General features: G+C 68.3%; 11 protein-coding genes. All 11 read left to right on the top strand.

Annotation, left to right across the window (positions count from 1 at the left end):
- The 11 genes from ACQG07_RS04095 to tuf all read left to right on the top strand — a co-directional run bounded on the left by ACQG07_RS04095 (window position 1) and on the right by tuf (window position 17969).
- The gene (locus ACQG07_RS04095) at window positions 1–762 is read left to right on the top strand and encodes a hypothetical protein (protein ID WP_079705255.1); all 762 of its coding nucleotides are present in this window, start codon (window positions 1–3) and stop codon (window positions 760–762) included.
- A 102-nt stretch (window positions 763–864) separates the two neighbouring features.
- Entirely contained in the window at window positions 865–6123 is a 5259-nt protein-coding gene (locus tag ACQG07_RS04090) for an Ig-like domain-containing protein (protein ID WP_426737272.1), read from the top strand.
- Window positions 6124–6173: 50 nt separating this feature from the next.
- Window positions 6174–7142 (top strand): AAA family ATPase, encoded by a 969-nt coding sequence (locus ACQG07_RS04085; protein ID WP_085510244.1) that lies wholly within the window; start codon window positions 6174–6176, stop codon window positions 7140–7142.
- Window positions 7139–8518, top strand: a complete 1380-nt coding sequence (locus tag ACQG07_RS04080) for a DUF58 domain-containing protein (RefSeq protein WP_426737270.1) — start codon at window positions 7139–7141, stop codon at window positions 8516–8518. The genes ACQG07_RS04085 and ACQG07_RS04080 overlap by 4 nt, the downstream gene beginning before the upstream one ends.
- Window positions 8515–10968: a transglutaminase domain-containing protein gene (locus ACQG07_RS04075; protein ID WP_426737268.1), complete on the top strand. Its 2454-nt coding sequence runs from the start codon at window positions 8515–8517 to the stop codon at window positions 10966–10968. Before ACQG07_RS04080 ends, ACQG07_RS04075 begins: the two co-directional genes overlap by 4 nt.
- A gap of 37 nt (window positions 10969–11005) precedes the next feature.
- On the top strand, window positions 11006–11647 hold the full coding sequence (locus tag ACQG07_RS04070) for a spermidine/putrescine ABC transporter substrate-binding protein (protein WP_192004665.1): 642 nt from the start codon (window positions 11006–11008) through the stop codon (window positions 11645–11647).
- Window positions 11648–11767: 120 nt separating this feature from the next.
- Window positions 11768–13243 carry a hypothetical protein gene (locus ACQG07_RS04065; RefSeq protein WP_426737266.1) on the top strand — a complete coding sequence of 492 codons (1476 nt, stop codon included), beginning with the start codon at window positions 11768–11770 and terminating at the stop codon, window positions 13241–13243.
- A 347-nt stretch (window positions 13244–13590) separates the two neighbouring features.
- Window positions 13591–13965 (top strand): 30S ribosomal protein S12, encoded by a 375-nt coding sequence (rpsL, locus tag ACQG07_RS04060; RefSeq protein WP_056008169.1) that lies wholly within the window; start codon window positions 13591–13593, stop codon window positions 13963–13965.
- Complete coding sequence (gene rpsG / locus ACQG07_RS04055) at window positions 13965–14435, top strand: 30S ribosomal protein S7 (protein WP_064296707.1); 471 nt, start codon at window positions 13965–13967, stop codon at window positions 14433–14435. The genes rpsL and rpsG overlap by 1 nt, the downstream gene beginning before the upstream one ends.
- Before the next feature lie 87 nt (window positions 14436–14522).
- A complete protein-coding gene (fusA, locus tag ACQG07_RS04050; RefSeq protein WP_079705261.1) occupies window positions 14523–16637 on the top strand; it encodes an elongation factor G in 2115 nt (704 codons plus the stop codon).
- A 141-nt stretch (window positions 16638–16778) separates the two neighbouring features.
- Window positions 16779–17969, top strand: coding sequence for an elongation factor Tu (tuf, locus tag ACQG07_RS04045; protein ID WP_064296705.1), 1191 nt, complete (start codon window positions 16779–16781; stop codon window positions 17967–17969).
- Window positions 17970–17987: the final 18 nt, after the last annotated feature.

Genomic DNA, 17987 nt, shown 5'->3' with positions numbered 1-17987 from the left:
ATGACCACGGACGAGGCGACGGACACGGCGACGACGAAGACGGCGGTGCGCGTCGAGTTCTGCGGCGAGGAGTACGCCGTGGACGCACGCAAGCCGTTCCTGATCGGGCGCGAGGGCGACCTCGTCGTCGACGAGAACCCCTTCCTGCATCGCACCTTCCTCAGTGTCACCTTCGATGCCGGGCTCTGGTGGCTCACGAACATCGGGAACACCCTCTCCGCGACGGTGACGGACACGACCGGCAACGTGCAGGCGTGGCTCGCGCCCGGTGCCCGGCTCCCGATCGTGTTCCCCGAGCTGCAGGTGTTGTTCAGTGCCGGGACGACGACCTACGACTTCACGATCACCTCGGACCTCGAGTACTTCAGTCCGTCGCAGCTCTCGACGACCACCGCCGGGACCACGACGGTCGGGCCGATCCACCTGACGAGCAGCCAGCGCCTCCTCATCGTCGCCCTGGCGGAGGACGTCCTGCGCCAGGCGTCGCCCGGTCGCGGCGAGATCCCGGCGTCGGCCGCCGCTGCCGCCCGCCTCGGCTGGAGCCAGACCACCTTCAACCGCAAGCTCGACAACGTCTGCGACAAGCTCGACAAGTTCGGGGTGCAGGGGCTCCGCGGTGGGCCGGGGAAGCTCGCGACCGGCCGTCGTGCACGGCTGGTCGAGTACGCGGTCTCGACCCGACTCGTGGACGCCAGTGACCTCCCGCTCCTCGACCACGCCGATCAGGCGGACGTCGGCGGGGGACAACCGGTTCGTGGTTGACCCTCGCAACCGTTTTCCATGACGGAGTTCTTTGTTAGAGTGACTCCGCGTTTGCAGCGTGGCGCATCGACCGATGCTTGACCGAACATCACCTGGGGGACCGTGAGCAACTGGAGTGCCTGGCTGCGCGAACGCAAGACGGCGGCGTCCATCACGGCCCTGTCGGTCCTCGTCGCCGTACCGGTGACCGCCGCGCTCATCCACCAGGGCTTCCCGGTCACGGAGGTCGACCTCGAGTCCCGCGACGTCTGGGTCACCAACGGCGAGTCGCTCCTCGCGGGGCGTCTCAACGATCAGATCTCCGAACTCGACGGTGCGGTGTCGACGGCGTCGAACAACGCCGACGTGCTGCAGGACGGCGACGACGTCTTCCTCCAGGACAAGGCGCTGTCCTCACTCGAGCGCATCGACCCGGCCTTCACGAGCCTCATCCAGCGTGTCTCGCTGCCGACCGGTGCGACGGTGCACTACGGCGGCGACCGACTCTCGGTCGTGGCGGGGGAGACCGGCAAGCTCTGGTCCGTCGACGCCGCGGGCGAGCTCCGCTTCGACCCCACGGAGACGAAGCCGATCGTGTCCATCGGCAAGGCCGGTCAAGCGGTCGTCACCTCGACGGGCACCATCCTCGCGGTCGCACCCGCGAAGGGGCGCCTCTACCGCATTCTGCCCGACGGCACGAAGACCGAGTCGAAGCTCCCGAAGCTCGACGACTACCAGTTGAGTGCGGCCGGTGAGCAGGCCGTCATCCTCGACGTGAAGTCCGGCGACCTCGTGAAGCAGGACGGCTCCGTCGTCGAGCTGCCGGGCAAACCGCTGAAGATCCAAGAGCCGTCGGCATCGGACGACGCCGCCGTCATCGCCACCGGTGACTCGCTCGTCCGCGTCCCGCTCGGCGGCGGCGACCCCGAGGTGCTCGACGCCGATGTCACGACGGCGGCGACGAGCGCTGCCGAGGTCACGGCACCGGTCAACCTCGACGGCTGCATGCACGGAGCCTGGGCCTCATCGAGCCGCTACGCAGCCGAGTGCGCCGACAAGAAGCCCGTCATCGAGGACATCAACCCGGAGACCATCGGCCAGCAGCTCGTCTTCCGGGTCAACCGCTCGGTCATCGCCCTCAACAACGTCCAGACCGGCAACTCCTGGCTCGTGCAGGCGAACATGCGTCTCGTCGACAACTGGGACGAGGTGACGCCCCCGCAGGAGGAGGACGGCGAGGACGGCGATGAGAAGGCCTCCGAGCAGTCCTTCGAGGACACGCTCGCCGAGCGCACCGAGGAGAACCGTCCGCCCATCGCCCGCGACGACGCGTTCGGCGTCCGCCCGGGTCGCGCGACCGTCCTGCCACTGCTCGACAACGATTCCGACGCCGACGGCGACGTCCTGACGATCCAGAACACGAGCGACGTCGCGGCCGAGACCGGCAAGCTGGAGTACATCGACGGCGGGCGCGCGCTCCAGTTCACCCCGGCCGAGGGCTTCGTGGCCGGGACGACGTCGTTCCGATACTCCGTCAACGACGGCCGCCCAGGCGGCGTGGCCGAAGCGAACGTGAGCATCGCCATCAAGCCGCCCGAGGTCAACGAGCCGCCGACGTCGCATCGCGAGGCCGCAGTGTCGGTCGAGGCCGGGCAGACGGTCACCTACAACGTGCTCGCCGACTGGCGTGATCCCGACGGCGACGACATCTTCCTCCAGTCGGCCTCACCGGCGTCCAGCGACCTCGTCCGGTTCACCCCGGACGGCTTCGTCACGTTCACGCACGCCTCGCCCGAAATGGGCCCGCGCGACGTCAAGTTCGTCGTGTCCGACGGGGTCAACTCGGCGGAGGGCACCCTCAAGGTGGACGTGCAGCCCGCCGGAGCCTTGAGTCCGATCGGCACACCCGACTTCGTCTCGACCTTCGTCGGCGAGTCCGCGCTCGTCCAGCCGTTGGCCAACGACCAGTCACCGAGTGGGGCCCCGCTCGGTCTCATCGGCGTCGAAGCGTTGCAGGGCGGTCTCGTGTCCTCGCCGAGCCTCGAGAAGCAGTCGGTCACCGTCTCCTCGAACGAGCCCGGCACCTACTACCTGAAGTACACGCTCGGCGCCGGTATCGCCTCGAGCATCGGGCTCATCCGCGTCGACGTCCTCGAGAAGCCGACCGACGTGCGTCCGCCGGTCGCCGTGAAGGACGAAGGCTATCTGCGTCCGAACGAGACGATCACGATCCCGGTCCTCGCGAACGACGAGTCGCCGGGTGGGCAGGTGCTCGCCGTGCAGTCCGTCTCCGTTCCCGACGAGTCCACCTCGTTGTCCGTCGAGGTCCTCGACAGCGCGGTCATCCGCGTGTCCTCCTCCGCGCCGATCGAGCAGCAGCTGCAGTTCACCTACGTCGTGTCCGACGGCACCTCGTCGGCTCAGGCGGCCGTGACGGTCGTCCCGGTGCCACCGCTGCCGAAGCATCAGGCACCGGTCGCGACCGACGATGCCGTCGTCGTCCGCGCGGGCGACATCGCCAACGTCGCGGTGCTCGAGAACGACTACCACCCGGACGCGGCGGTCATGCTCGTCGACCGCCAGCTCGTCGACGATCCGACCGCCGGCCTCGCCTTCGTCGACGACGACGAGGTCCGCTTCCAGGCGCCGAGCGAACCGGGCACCTACACGACGACGTACCGTGTGTACGACACCTTCGGCGAGGCCGACACGGCGACGGTCACCTTCAACGTGGTCGGCGAGGACAAGAAGAACAACCAGCCGCCTGTACCGCAGCTGCTCACCTCGCGCGTGTTCGCGGGTGCGACGGTCCGTGTGGACGTCCCGCTCGACGGCCTGGACCCGAACGGTGACTCCGTCGTCGTCGACGACATCGCCTCGGCACCGTTGCTCGGTCGCGTCATCGAGCAGGGGAGCACCTGGTTCGTCTATGAGGCGGCTCCGGACTCCTCCGGGACCGACACCTTCCAGTACCGGGTCAAGGACACCTACGGCGCGGTCGCCGTCGGCACGATCAAGATCGGGGTCATCGGACGCCCGGAGGTCGACGGCCAGCCGAACGCGGTCGACGACTACATCGAGGTCCTGCCGGGCAAGGTGGCGTCCGTGCCGGTGCTCTCGAACGACTCCGACCCGAACGGGTACAAGCTCAAACTCGAACCGAAGCTGCTCTCGGTGGACGACGGCCTCACCGCCGAGGTCAGCAAGAGCCGTGTCGTCATCGAAGTGCCGGAGGAGGAGGCGTTCTTCACGGTCCGGTACCAGATCACCAACGGCAAGGGTGGCATCGACAGCGCCTACATCCAGGTCAAGGTCACGAAGGACGCGAAGCCGCAGTTCCCCGAGGCGGATGACCACGTCCTCGAGGACGCAGACATCGTCGGCAAGAAGACCATCGACATCGATGTGCTCGACGGCGCGCAGAACCCCGGTGGGCTGATCGACGACCTGCAGCCGAGCCTCGAAGGTGTGAACGCCGCCTCCGGCGAGGTCCGCGACGGTGGCACCATCCGGGTGACCATCACCGACCGACGTCAGGCGATCGCCTACCGCCTGACGGACCCGGTCACGCAGCTGAGCGGCGCCGCGTTCATCATCGTGCCGGCCGCGACCGACGGCGAGCCACCGCGGATGAAGAGTCCGTTGCCGGAGCAGATCGTCAAGGTCAACGAGACGCGCACCTGGAAGCTCTCCGACATCACCGAGGCGCCCTCGGGCAAGCCGGTCACGATCGCCTCCGAGGGCAGCGTCGTCAACTTCCGCAGTAACGGCACTTCGAGCTACGTCGACGACGCCACGATCACGTTCACCCCGGCGAAGGACTACCGCGGACCCGCCTCGGTGAGCTTCGAGGCCACGGACGGCCGCGAGAGCAAGCTGCTCACGCTGCCGATCACGGTCGGCGACCCGAACCTCGAGGACGTCCCGCCGACGTTCACCCCGCCGACGGTGACGATCGAGGCCGGCGAGGCGCCGGTGACCGTCGACCTGCGGGCGTCGAGCGACCACCCGAACCCGAAGATCCTCGCCGCGCTCACCTACCAGGGCTTCGGCGGCACGACCGCGGGCGTCCAGGGCAGCCTCTCCGGTTCTCAGGTCTCGATCTCCGCTCCGCAGGGGACGCAACCCGGCACCTCGGCCACGCTGACGTTCACCGTGAACTACAAGGAGTACTCCGTCCCGGGGTCGATCAACGTCCGCGTCGTCTCCTCGACCAGGCCGCTCCCACGTGCCATCGACGACCGCGTCGAAGAGGGCCGCAAGAACAAGGCCGAGTCGATCAGCGTGCTCGCGAACGACTACAACCCGTTCCCCGACACCCCGCTCAAGATCGTCGACGCCACCGTGGAGAGCGCGCCGGCCGGTGGGGCGACGGCCACGTTCTCCGGTGGCACGGTCACGGTCACCCCCGGTTCGTCGAAGAGCGGGACCGTGAGCGTCATCTACACGGTCCAGGACGCGACGAACGACCCGAACCGGAAGGTCCAGGGTCGCATCACGGTCGTCGTGAAGGACGTTCCCGATCCACCGTCGCTCAGTCTGAAGAGTGCGAAGAGCGGCAAGATCACCGTCGTCGTCGGCGGTTCGCCGGCGAGCAACGGCGCACCCATCGAGTACCACGCGGTGAAGTGGAGCGGCGGCGGCGAGAAGCAGTGCGCCCCCGGCAACGACTGCACCTTCGACGTGACGAACGGGCAGAACTACACCTTCACCGCCTATGCGCAGAACTCCGTCGGTCCGAGTGCCGGTTCGAATGAGATCGCTGCGACCGCCTACGGCGTGCCGAGTGCGCCACAGAACGTCTCACTGAAGTCGTCAGGCGATGCGCCGGCAACGTTGACCATGCGGTGGAACGCTCCCGCCGACACCGGCGGACAGGTCGACAAGTACCACTGGCGGATCATGAGCGGCTCCAGCACGGTGCAGACCGGGACGACGGGTGGCACCAGCGACTCGGTGGGCGGCATCGGCGCCGGCACCTACCAGGTCTACGTCTCCGCGGAGGGTCCCGGCGGTACCGGACCCGAAGGCGGGCCGGCCGAGGTGACGGTGAACAACCCACCACCGCCGAAGCCGAGCGGATCGCTGTACAAGTCCGGTCAACCGCACGCGTGTCAGAGCGGCGGTACCGGTTGCTACGACGTCGGAGTCCGCTACGCCGACGTTCCGAACGGCAACTACGACGTGCAGATCCAGCGCAATGGCTCGGCGGTGGGTTCGACCTCGAACATCAACGCCAGTGGGACGGGCAGTTTCGTCCACAACAACCACCTCGGCGTCATCCCCGCCGGTGAGACGATCACCGCGTTCTTCCGGAACACGGCGACGGGCGAGACGTTCAGCATCGGGGCCACCTCAGCAGCCGCATGGAACGCGATGTAGCGGCTCGACCTTCCACCTCTCCCTCCTACACGAAAGCAACCAACACCTCCATGACTGTCACGCAGGAACAGGCCACCTGGTTCGCCGACGCGTTCGGCAAGCTCGTCGGCAACGTCGAGCAGGCCATCCTCGGCAAGGAGCACGTCATCAAGCTCGTCGTCACGGCCATGCTCTCGGAGGGCCACGTGCTCCTCGAGGACTACCCGGGCACCGGCAAGACCGTGCTCGCGAAGGCCCTCGCGAACACGCTCGACGGCACGAGCTCGCGGATCCAGTTCACGCCCGACCTCCTGCCGTCCGACGTCACCGGTGTGACGATCTACGACCAGGGCAAGGGGATCTTCGAGTTCCACAAGGGACCGATCTTCGCCTCCATCGTGCTCGCGGACGAGATCAACCGTGCCTCGCCGAAGACGCAGTCGGCACTCCTCGAGGTCATGGAGGAGGGCATCGTCACGATCGACGGCACGAGCTACGAGGCCGGCCAGCCCTTCATGGTCATCGCGACGCAGAACCCGATCGAGCAGGCCGGCACGTACAAGCTGCCCGAGGCGCAGCTCGACCGCTTCCTCATCAAGACGACGCTCGGCTACCCCGATCGCCAGACCTCCGTGAACCTGTTGCTCGACGCCTCCAACCGGGCACGTGCGACGAAGGTGCAGCCGATCATCGCCTCCAGCGCGGTCATCACCATGGCGCAGCTCGCCACCGAGGTGCACGTCGACGGCAGCATCCTCGAGTACGTCGCCGACGTCGTCGCGGCGACGCGGGACGACCAGGACGTCGCGCTCGGCGTGAGCATGCGTGGTGCGCTCGCCCTCGTGCGCGCCGTCAAGACCTGGGCGATCTCGCAGGGACGCACCTATGTCACCCCCGACGACGTCAACGACCTCGCGCAGGCCGTCCTCGCGCACCGCATCATCATCGATCCCGAGTCCGACTTCGCCGGCGTGACCGCGCAGGACGTCGTCGCCCGGGTCCTCGTCAGCATCGCGCCGCCGGCGTACCGCGCAGCATGAGCGAGACCCTCGAGCAGCGCGCCGCCGCCGCGCCGGACGGATCCGATCCGGTCCGCACGGCGTCGGCCGGCGCGCCTGCCGAGGCGGGCCCAGACGGCCCCGATGCGCACGTCGACGGTGCGGCGGCTCCCGCCCGACGGCCGAACCCGTTCCGCAGCGCGCTCGACGGCGTCGGTGCTGTCGTCGTGCCCTGGGCCAGGGTCGTCTGGACGGCAGCGCAGCCCGTGCTCGCTGTCGTCAGCGGCCTCGGCTGGGTCGTGCTCGCGATCGGCGTCATCGCGACTGTCGCCGGCTTCATCCTGGGGTGGGCGGAGCTCGTCTTCCTCGGCTTCGTGCCGCTGGCCGCGTTGCTGGCCTCCGTCGCGTACCTCTTCGGGCGGTCGACCTTCCGCATCTCCATCCACTTGAACCCCAGCCGCGTCACCGTCGGGGAGCGCGCGATCGGGCAGGTCCTCATCGCCAACCCCGGCAACCGCGCCACGACGCCCACGCGCCTCGAGGTCCCCGTGGGCTACGGCCTCGCGGAGTTCGCGATCCCGGCGATCCCGAAGGACGGCGAGCACGAGGAGCTGTTCGCCGTCCCGACGAACCGGCGAGCCGTCATCCCGGCCGGGCCTGCCGTGTCGGTCCGTGGTGATCAGCTCGGTCTGCTGCGCCGCGAGGTCCGCTGGACGGAACCGGTCGAGCTCTTCGTGCACCCTGAGACCACGCGGCTCCACCCGACGGCCGCCGGTCTCATCCGCGACCTCGAGGGCCTCGTCACGAAGACCATCACGAACAACGACATCTCCTTCCACGCGCTCCGCGGGTACGTCCCCGGCGACGACCGCCGCTACATCCACTGGAAGTCCTCCGCGAAGACGGGCCAGCTCATGGTGCGGCAGTTCGAGGAGACGCGGCGGTCGCAGCTCACCATGGTGATGACGACCGACTCCCGCTACTACGCGGCCGACGAGGACGAGTTCGAGTTGGCCGTGTCGCTCACCGCGTCGATCGCGACCCAGGTGATCCTCGACCAGGTGCCGATCAGCGTTGTGACCGACCGGCTCGCGTTGCGGACCCACACCGTGACCTCCTTCCTCGACGACAGCTGCAGGCTGCAGCTCGCCGAGGGCACCTTCGACACGCCACGGACCTTCGCCCGGGAGACCACGAAGCGCCTGCCAGCACCGAGCGTCGTCATCATCGTCGCGGGATCACGGCTCGAGGCGCAGGAGTACCGGGGGATCCAACGCCTCTTCGGTCCCGACGTCAACGTGTTCGGCATCCGCGTCGAACGCGGTGCACGGGCCGGCATCAAGGACGTCGCCGGGATGAACGTCATGACGGTCGGGGCACTGAGCGACCTCGCCAAGGTCATGTCGAGGGCCCTGTGAGCGGGGTCGACGAGCGCACGACCGTGCGCCCCGGACGCGTTCCCGCCGGCTCGGCCGCGGACGTCGACGTCCAAGGCATCGTCCCGACCTTCGTCGCGCCGTGGCCGTTGCCCGGCCGTTCCTGGATCGACCTCGCGGTCGTCTTCGTCCTCGCGGCCCTCGGTCTGCTCGGCTTCGGTGCGGCGCTCAGCGGCACCGGGTTCCTCCTCGCCGGCCTCGGCGGTCTCGCGCTCGGCATGGCGGTCGGTGTCGCCTCCCACGCGCTCCGGCTGAACGCCCTTCTGACCGGTCTCTCGACCGTCCTCGTCTTCTACGTCTTCGGCAGTGCCCTGGCGATGCCGTCGGTCGCGACGTTCGCGGTCCTCCCGAACCTGCGGACCCTCGGTGGGATCAGCATCGGGGCGGTGTTCGGGTGGAAGGACTTCGTCACCCTGCAGACCCCGCTGAGCGCGCCCGCCTACATCATGACCCTGCCCTACGTCGCGGGGATGCTCGTCGGGGTGGTCTCCGCCGTGCTCGCCGTCCGCTGGCTGCCGCGCCGTCCGCAGGTCGCCGTGCGCTGCGCCGTCCTGCTCGTCGGCCCGACCGTGCTGTACGCGCTCGGCGTGCTCCTCGGCACGCAGACGCCGTTCCTGGCGGCCGTCCGCGGGATCGCGTTCGCGCTGATCGCCCTCCTCTGGCTGGGGTGGCGGCCGGGCGCCGGTCGTGGCGAGAACGCTGCGGCGTCGACCACCGCCGTCCTCCGTCGCAAGAAGATCATCGGCACGGCCGTCCTCGCCGCCGTCGCGGTCGTCGTCGGCGGCGGCGCGGCCGTGGTAGCCTCACCGCCCACGGACTCCCGGTTCGTCCTCCGCGAGGTCGTCACCCCACCGTTCGACCCCCTGGAGTACCCGAGCCCGCTCGCCGGGTTCCGCGAGTACACGAAGGACCTCGCCGAGACGAAGCTCTTCACCGCCACCGGCCTCGAGCCGGGGGATCGGATCCGTCTGGCGGCCATGGACAGCTACGACGGACGCCTGTGGACCGTCTCGGGACCGTCCACGGCGACCGACGGCTCCGGTGCCTTCGAACTCGTCGGCGACCAGCTGCCCGGACCGGAGCTCATCACGGCCGGTGGCGACCGCCGGGTGTCGATCGACATCACCGGCTACGACGACATCTGGGTGCCCAGCGTCGGATATCCGAGCGCGCTCACCCTCGACGGCAAGGCGGCGGAGCGATCCGAGGACATCCGCTACAACGCCGAGAGCGGCGCGGCCGTCGTCACCTCGGGGATCGGCACCGGCGACGACTACGAGGAGCGGACCACGACGCAGGCCGTCCCGAGCGACACGGCCCTCGCGACGACACCGACCGCAGCGGTCGAGCTGCCGCCCGTCACGAACATCCCCGACATCGTCGTCGCGAAGGCCTCGGAGTTCGTCGGCACCGAGACGACGCCCATGGCCCAGCTGCGGAGGATCGAGCAGACGCTCCGCACCACCGGGTTCCTCAGCCACGGACTCGCCTCGGACAGCTCTCCGTCGCGCGCCGGCCACGGCGCCGACCGGATGTCGGAGCTGTTCACCCGCACACCGATGGTCGGCGACGAGGAGCAGTACGCGTCGGCGTTCGCGCTCATGGCCCGCTCGCTCGGCTACCCCGCGCGGGTCGTCATGGGCTTCGCGCCCGAGGTGACCGAGGGCCAGGGTTCGGTGCAGGTCGTCGGAGACGACGTGACGGCGTGGGTCGAGGTGCCCTTCGAGGGCTACGGCTGGGTGGCGTTCTCACCGACCCCCGATGAGACCGAGATCCCGCAGGACCAGGACCCGAAGCCCAAGACCGAGCCGCAGCCGCAGGTGCGTCAGCCGCCGCGCAGCGACAACCTCGACGACAGCCTCCTCACCGAGGCCTCGATCGACGATGGCGACGACAAGGACAAGAACGACGGACTCGTGATCCCGGAGTGGGTCTGGTGGCTCGCGCTGATCGTGGGTGTCCCGGTGTCGCTGTACTTCATCCCGCTCCTCGCCATCTCCGGCGCGAAGCGTCGGCGGACGAAGCGTCGCCGCGCGGGCAGTGGTGACCGCAGCGCCGCCGGTGCGTGGGACGAGCTGATCGACCGCTACGCCGAACTCGGGTACATGGTGCCCCCGGCCGCCACGCGGTCGGCCACGGCGTCCATGCTCGGTGCCCAGGAACCGGAGGGCGCGACCACGCTCACCGCGCTCGCGGGGACGACCGACGATGTCGTCTTCTCCGGTCGTGACGTGGACGACACGACGGCCGACGAGCTGTGGCAGCGGTCGGAGGCCGAGGCCTCCCGGGCGCAGGGAGCGCTCGGCTGGTTCGCCCGCCAGCGGAGCCGCTTCCGCTACCGCGCGAAGCGCAGTCTCGTGAGTCGGCTGCAGCCGTCCGGTGCGCTCGCCCGTCGAGCAGCACGGGACCAGCGCGCCGCCGGGCGGCGCTGAGGCCGATGCGGCCGCCGAGGCGCTACCCTCGGTGAGTATGGAGCGCTCGCTCGAGACCAGCGTGAGCCAGGCCGTCGACGCCTGGCTCCGGTGGCTGCCGCGCTGGCACCCCGCCGCCCACCGTGGACGCACCCGGATCTGCCGCCGGTGCATTGGGTCGCCGATCCTCCGGGCGGCCGGTCTCGTTGACGACGTCCCGCACCAGGTGCAGCACGGCCTGGCCACCCGGATGAAGGCAATCGTCGACCACGCGGTGGCGGAGTACACCGAGCGGAACCTCCCCGTCCTCCGCGCCGAACTGCGCGCGGCGGACCTGCGCGAGGCGCAGCGCTCCTACCGCCCGGGGGAGGGGCTCGACCCGGAGTTCGACGGATTGCAGCTCGACCCCGACCCGGATCCCGAGCAGCCCTACCTCTTCACCCTCGCGGAGCTCGGCGAATCCCAGGCGAGGACGGTCCCGCCACCTCCGCCGTTGTCGGACGACGCGAAGGAGGCGCTGCGCACCGAGATCGCCCTCGCCGACCAGTGCGCGAACGAGACCGGGCGCCGCATCTGCGAACTCCTCGTCGGGCACCGCCTCGCCATCCACGACGCCGTGGAGCGGTACGTCGAACCGCAGGTCACCGCGCTCCTCGACGACCTCGCGCTGGAGCTGGATTCCCCCACCTCGCCCTGGTAGCCGTCGGGGTTCACCCGGAGGCAGGAGGGGAGATCTCCCCATCGTGCTGTCCGACACCCGTCACTATACTTTCGAGCACTTGTCATCAGCACGATCCATGCTCATTGGGGGCGCAACACCATGACCGATCCCGGAGATCAGAACCCGCAGCAGCCCCAGTGGCAGCGACCACCCGCTCAGCCCGACCCGCAGCAGGGGTGGCAGGGCAACGGCCCGCAGCAGTCGGGCTCAGGCCAGCAGCAGACGGGGCAGTACGGACAGCAGTCGCCGTACGGGCAGTCGCCGACGCAGCCGTCTGGGCAGTACGGGCAGCAGTCCGGCCAGTACGGTGAGCAGTCGTCCGGCCAGCAGGACCAGCAGACGGGCCAGTACGACCAGCAGACCGGTCAGTACAGCCAGCAGACCGGTCAGTACGGTCAGACGGCGCAGTACGGCCAGCAGCCGACCGAGCAGTTCGGTCAGCAGGGAACCGGTCAGTACGGCCAGCAGCCCACGGGGCAGTACGGCCAGCAGCCCACCGAGCAGTACGGCCAGGCGCCCTACGCGCAGGGTGCCGGCGGGTACGGCGGCGGCCAGCAGCCGCCCAAGAAGAAGCTCTCGAAGAAGGGGCTCACCGGCATCATCGCCGGCGGGAGCGCCCTCCTCCTCATCATCGTCGGTGGCATCGTCGGCGTCAGCGTCGGCAACGCCCTCCACGCCCCGGAGGTGACGGTCAAGAGCTACCTCGACGCCCTCAAGTCGGGCGACGCCGAACAGGCGCTCAAGCTCTCCGGTACCGAGGTGTCGGCGGCCGACGTGCTGCTGACCGACGACGCGTACAAGGCGGCGTCCGGAAAGGTCTCCGGCTACACGATCGGGAAGACGACGACCAGCGGGAACACCGCGACCGTCGAGGCCCGTCTCACCCAGGGCGGCGAGAGCGTCGACCAGGAGTTCACGCTCACCAAGGTCGGCAAGGACGCCGTGCTCTTCGACAAGTGGAAGCTCGAGGCTCCCGAACTCAGCACGGTCCAGGTCGACGTGGTCGCCCCTGAGGACGCGGTCGCGACGGTCGGCGGCGTCGACCTCACCGACGTCGAACCGATCGCCGAGGGTTCGTACCAGCTGCGCGCCCTCCCGGGCACCTACGACGTCGCCCTCAGCGAGAGCGACTGGTACACCGCCGAGGCGACGACCACGACGGCCGTGGGCTTCGGTCAGGCCGCGGAACCCGCGACGCTCGCCGTCGCCCTCACCGACGCCGGGACGACCGCCGTCGAGGAGGCCGTCAACGCGTACATCGACGGCTGCGGTGCGGCGACGGAGCTCGCCCCGGAGGGGTGCCCCTTCGAGATCCGCAACGACACCGGCTTCACCCCCTCCGGTGTGACCTGGAAGTTCGACACGCGCCCGACCTTCACGATCGGTGACTTCGCGGGCGGCGGCTGGACCGTCGACTCCGAGACCGTCGGACGCATGTCGATGACCTGCACGCTGACCGACCCGGCCACCGGCCAGACCGGTCCGGGCTACAGCATCAACCCCGTCGACTTCGTCGTCGGCGGCACGATCGAGGGCTTCACCGACGAGGGCGCGACCTTCGTCCCGTCCCCGTAGACGCCGAGCTGGACGGCCCCTGGGAGCGATGCTCCCAGGGGCCGTCGTCGTTTGACCACAGCCTGTCGGCGGGCTAGTCTTGTTTGGGTGTGCGCGCTGTCGTGCGCTCTCGTGCTGTCCACGTTCTCCGGAGCCTGGCTCGGGGGAGTGGACAGCAGTCTTGCACCATCGGGTTGATCCCCGCCGGGCTGGTCCCGGTTGCCGATCGCCCCCACGGCATACCCACCACGAAAGCGACGCGCACTCGCGCGGCGCCGGTGGGTCCATACGACCTCGTGATCCGGGAGACCGGTCCACGAATGCTGCAGTACCACTGTCACCGTGCAGTCATCATCAAGGAGCAAGTAGTGCCAACCATTCAGCAGTTGGTTCGGAAGGGCCGCAGCCCCAAGGTCGTCAAGACCAAGGCGCCCGCCCTGAAGAGCAACCCCCAGCAGGCCGGCGTGTGCACCCGCGTGTACACCACCACCCCGAAGAAGCCGAACTCGGCGATGCGCAAGGTCGCCCGCGTGAAGCTGCGCAACGGCACCGAGGTCACCGCGTACATCCCCGGTGAGGGCCACAACCTCCAGGAGCACTCGCTGGTCCTGGTCCGTGGTGGTCGTGTGAAGGACCTCCCGGGTGTCCGTTACAAGATCGTCCGTGGCGCCCTCGACACGCAGGCCGTCAAGAACCGCAAGCAGGCTCGCAGCCGCTACGGCGCGAAGATGGAGAAGAAGTAATGCCTCGCAAGGGTCCAGCTCCGAAGCGTCCCGTCGTCGCCGATCCCGTCTACGGCGCCCCCATCGTCAGCCAGCTCGTCAACAAGATCCTGCTGGACGGCAAGAAGGGCCTCGCTGAGCGCATCGTCTACGACGCACTCGAAGGCGTCACCGCCAAGAACCAGGGCGACGCCGTCGTCACGCTCAAGAAGGCGCTCGACAACGTCCGCCCGACCCTCGAGGTGCGTTCGCGCCGCGTCGGTGGTTCCACCTACCAGGTGCCGGTCGAGGTCAAGCCTCACCGCGCCAACACCCTCGCCCTGCGCTGGCTCGTGAGCTACGCGAAGGGCCGCCGCGAGAAGACGATGACCGAGCGTCTCCAGAACGAGATCCTCGACGCATCGAACGGTCTCGGTGCAGCTGTCAAGCGTCGTGAAGACACGCACAAGATGGCCGAGTCGAACAAGGCGTTCGCGCACTACCGCTGGTAGTCGCCGCCCGATGCGAGGGCGGGCGATCCGCCCGCCCTCGCACACCTGAGTGAATCAGCTCACCCCTACCTATCCCCGGAGGACCCCGTGGCACAAGACGTGCTCACCGACCTGAACAAGGTCCGCAACATCGGCATCATGGCCCACATCGATGCCGGCAAGACCACCACCACCGAGCGCATCCTGTTCTACACGGGCGTCAACCACAAGATCGGCGAGACCCACGACGGTGCGTCGACGATGGACTGGATGGCGCAGGAGCAGGAGCGCGGCATCACCATCACGTCCGCCGCGACGACCTGTTTCTGGAACAAGAACCAGATCAACATCATCGACACCCCCGGCCACGTCGACTTCACGGTCGAGGTCGAGCGTTCGCTCCGCGTCCTCGACGGCGCGGTCGCGGTGTTCGACGGCAAGGAGGGCGTCGAGCCCCAGTCCGAGACGGTCTGGCGTCAGGCCGACAAGTACGACGTCCCGCGCATCTGCTTCGTCAACAAAATGGACAAGCTCGGCGCCGACTTCTACTTCACCGTCGACACGATCATCAGCCGCCTCGGCGCGAAGCCGCTGGTCATCCAGCTGCCGATCGGTGCCGAGTCCAACTTCGAGGGCGTCGTCGACCTCGTCGAGATGCGTGCGCTCACCTGGCGCGGAGACGCCAAGGGTGACGTCGAGATGGGCGCCAAGTACGCCATCGAGGAGATCCCGGAAGACCTCAAGGAGAAGGCGGCCGAGTACCGCACCGCGCTCCTCGAGGCTGTCGCCGAGACCGACGACGCACTCATGGAAAAGTACTTCGGTGGCGAAGAGCTGACCGTCGCGGAGATCAAGGCCGCGATCCGTCACCTCACCATCACGAGCACCATGTACCCGGTCCTCTGTGGCTCCGCGTTCAAGAACCGCGGCGTCCAGCCGATGCTCGACGCCGTCATCGACTACCTCCCCTCCCCGCTCGACGTCCCGGCCATCGAGGCCCACGACGCGCGCGACGAGGAGAAGGTCGTGGAGCGTCACCCCGACTCGACCGAGCCCTTCACCGCGCTCGCGTTCAAGGTCGCGGTGCACCCGTTCTTCGGTCGCCTGACCTACGTCCGCGTCTACTCGGGTCGTCTCGACTCCGGTGCGCAGATCATCAACTCGACCAAGGGCAAGAAGGAGCGCATCGGGAAGATCTTCCAGATGCACGCCAACAAGGAGAACCCGGTCGACTTCGTCACCGCCGGTCACATCTACGCGGTCATCGGCCTGAAGGACACCACCACCGGTGACACCCTGTCCGACCCGCAGAACCAGGTCGTCCTCGAGTCGATGAGCTTCCCGGAGCCCGTCATCGAGGTCGCGATCGAGCCGAAGACCAAGGCCGACCAGGAGAAGCTGGGCACCGCGATCCAGAAGCTGGCCGAAGAGGACCCGACGTTCCGCACCGAGCAGAACACCGAGACCGGCCAGACGGTCATCAAGGGCATGGGCGAGCTCCACCTCGACATCCTCGTCGACCGCATGAAGCGCGAGTTCAACGTCGAGGCCAACGTCGGCAAGCCGCAGGTCGCCTACCGCGAGACCATCAAGCGCAAGGTCGAGAAGTACGGCTACACGCACAAGAAGCAGACCGGTGGTTCGGGTCAGTTCGCGAAGATCCAGTTCGATCTGGAGCCGATGGACGTCACTCCGGAGACGACCTACGAGTTCGTGAACGCCGTGACCGGTGGTCGCATCCCGCGCGAGTACATCCCGTCGATCGACGCCGGTTTCCAGGACGCCCTGCAGGTCGGTGGCCTCGCGGGCTACCCGGTCGTGGGTGTCAAGGCGATCATCACCGATGGTGCGGCGCACGACGTCGACTCCTCGGAGATGGCGTTCAAGATCGCCGGCTCGATGGGTCTCAAGGAGGCCTACTCGCGTGCCAACCCCGTCCTCCTCGAGCCGCTCATGGCGGTCGAGGTGCGTACTCCTGAGGAGTACATGGGCGACGTCATCGGAGACCTCAACTCGCGCCGTGGACAGATCCAGTCCATGGACGACGCCACCGGCGTCAAGGTCATCCGTGCCAACGTGCCGCTCTCCGAGATGTTCGGCTACATCGGCGACCTCCGGTCGAAGACCTCTGGTCGTGCCGTGTACTCGATGACGTTCGAGAGCTACGCGGAGGTCCCGAAGGCTGTCGCCGACGAGATCATCCAGAAGAACAAGGGCGAGTAGTCACTCACTCTCTCTTCACCGCGGTCCGGCCGGGTGTGCGAACACCCGGGCGGATCGCGTAACATGAATACACATCCCTGCAGTGCGTCGGGCATCGAATGGTGCCCGGCGTCCCGCACAACGTCCTGAGGAGGACTCACAGTGGCAAAGGCCAAGTTCGAGCGGACCAAGCCGCACGTCAACATCGGTACGATCGGTCACGTCGACCACGGCAAGACCACGCTCACCGCGGCGATCTCGAAGGTCCTGGCGGACAAGTTCCCGTCCGCGACCAACGTGCAGCGCGACTTCGCGTCGATCGACTCCGCGCCGGAAGAGCGTCAGCGTGGTATCACGATCAACATCTCGCACGTCGAGTACGAGACCCCGAAGCGCCACTACGCGCACGTCGACGCCCCCGGTCACGCTGACTACATCAAGAACATGATCACCGGTGCTGCGCAGATGGACGGCGCGATCCTGGTCGTCGCCGCCACTGACGGCCCGATGGCTCAGACGCGTGAGCACGTGCTGCTCGCCAAGCAGGTCGGCGTCCCCTACCTGCTCGTCGCGCTGAACAAGTCCGACATGGTCGACGACGAGGAGATCCTGGAGCTCGTCGAGCTCGAGGTCTCCGAGCTCCTCGCCTCGCAGGGCTTCGCTGAGGACGCACCGGTCGTCCGCGTCTCGGGCCTCAAGGCGCTCGAGGGCGACGAGAAGTGGGTGCAGAGCATCCTCGACCTCATGGACGCCGTGGACGCCAACGTCCCCGACCCCGTGCGCGACAAGGACAAGCCCTTCCTCATGCCGATCGAGGACGTCTTCACGATCACCGGTCGTGGAACCGTCGTCACGGGCCGCGCCGAGCGTGGCACGCTCGCGATCAACTCCGAGGTCGAGATCGTCGGCATCCGCCCGACGCAGAAGACGATCGTCACGGGTATCGAGATGTTCCACAAGCAGCTCGACGAGGCATGGGCCGGCGAGAACTGTGGTCTCCTGCTCCGTGGCACGAAGCGTGAAGACGTCGAGCGCGGCCAGGTCGTCGTGAAGCCGGGTTCGGTCACGCCGCACACGAACTTCGAGGGCACCGCGTACATCCTGTCCAAGGATGAGGGTGGGCGTCACAACCCGTTCTACGCGAACTACCGTCCGCAGTTCTACTTCCGCACCACCGACGTCACCGGCGTCATCACGCTGCCCGAGGGCACCGAGATGGTCATGCCCGGCGACACCACCGACATGACCGTTGAGCTGATCCAGCCCATCGCCATGGAGGTCGGCCTCGGCTACGCCATCCGCGAGGGTGGCCGCACCGTCGGCGCCGGCACCGTCACCAAGGTGCTCGCGTAAGCATCCGCTGACGCGAAC

It is taken from the genome of Plantibacter sp. 2H11-2 (assembly GCF_050031945.1).
In the GTDB taxonomy this organism is placed as follows: domain Bacteria; phylum Actinomycetota; class Actinomycetes; order Actinomycetales; family Microbacteriaceae; genus Plantibacter; species Plantibacter auratus.
This window is presented reverse-complemented; position numbering and strand designations above follow the sequence as displayed.

Bases quoted from the DNA above. Each gene is read 5' to 3' on its own strand.
- ACQG07_RS04095 (WP_079705255.1), top strand. From the start codon at position 1: ATGACCACGGACGAGGCGACGGACACGGCGACGACGAAGACGGCGGTG.
- ACQG07_RS04085 (WP_085510244.1), top strand. From the start codon at position 6,174: ATGACTGTCACGCAGGAACAGGCCACCTGGTTCGCCGACGCGTTCGGC.
- ACQG07_RS04080 (WP_426737270.1), top strand. From the start codon at position 7,139: ATGAGCGAGACCCTCGAGCAGCGCGCCGCCGCCGCGCCGGACGGATCC.
- ACQG07_RS04070 (WP_192004665.1), top strand. From the start codon at position 11,006: ATGGAGCGCTCGCTCGAGACCAGCGTGAGCCAGGCCGTCGACGCCTGG.
- ACQG07_RS04065 (WP_426737266.1), top strand. From the start codon at position 11,768: ATGACCGATCCCGGAGATCAGAACCCGCAGCAGCCCCAGTGGCAGCGA.
- rpsG (WP_064296707.1), top strand. From the start codon at position 13,965: ATGCCTCGCAAGGGTCCAGCTCCGAAGCGTCCCGTCGTCGCCGATCCC.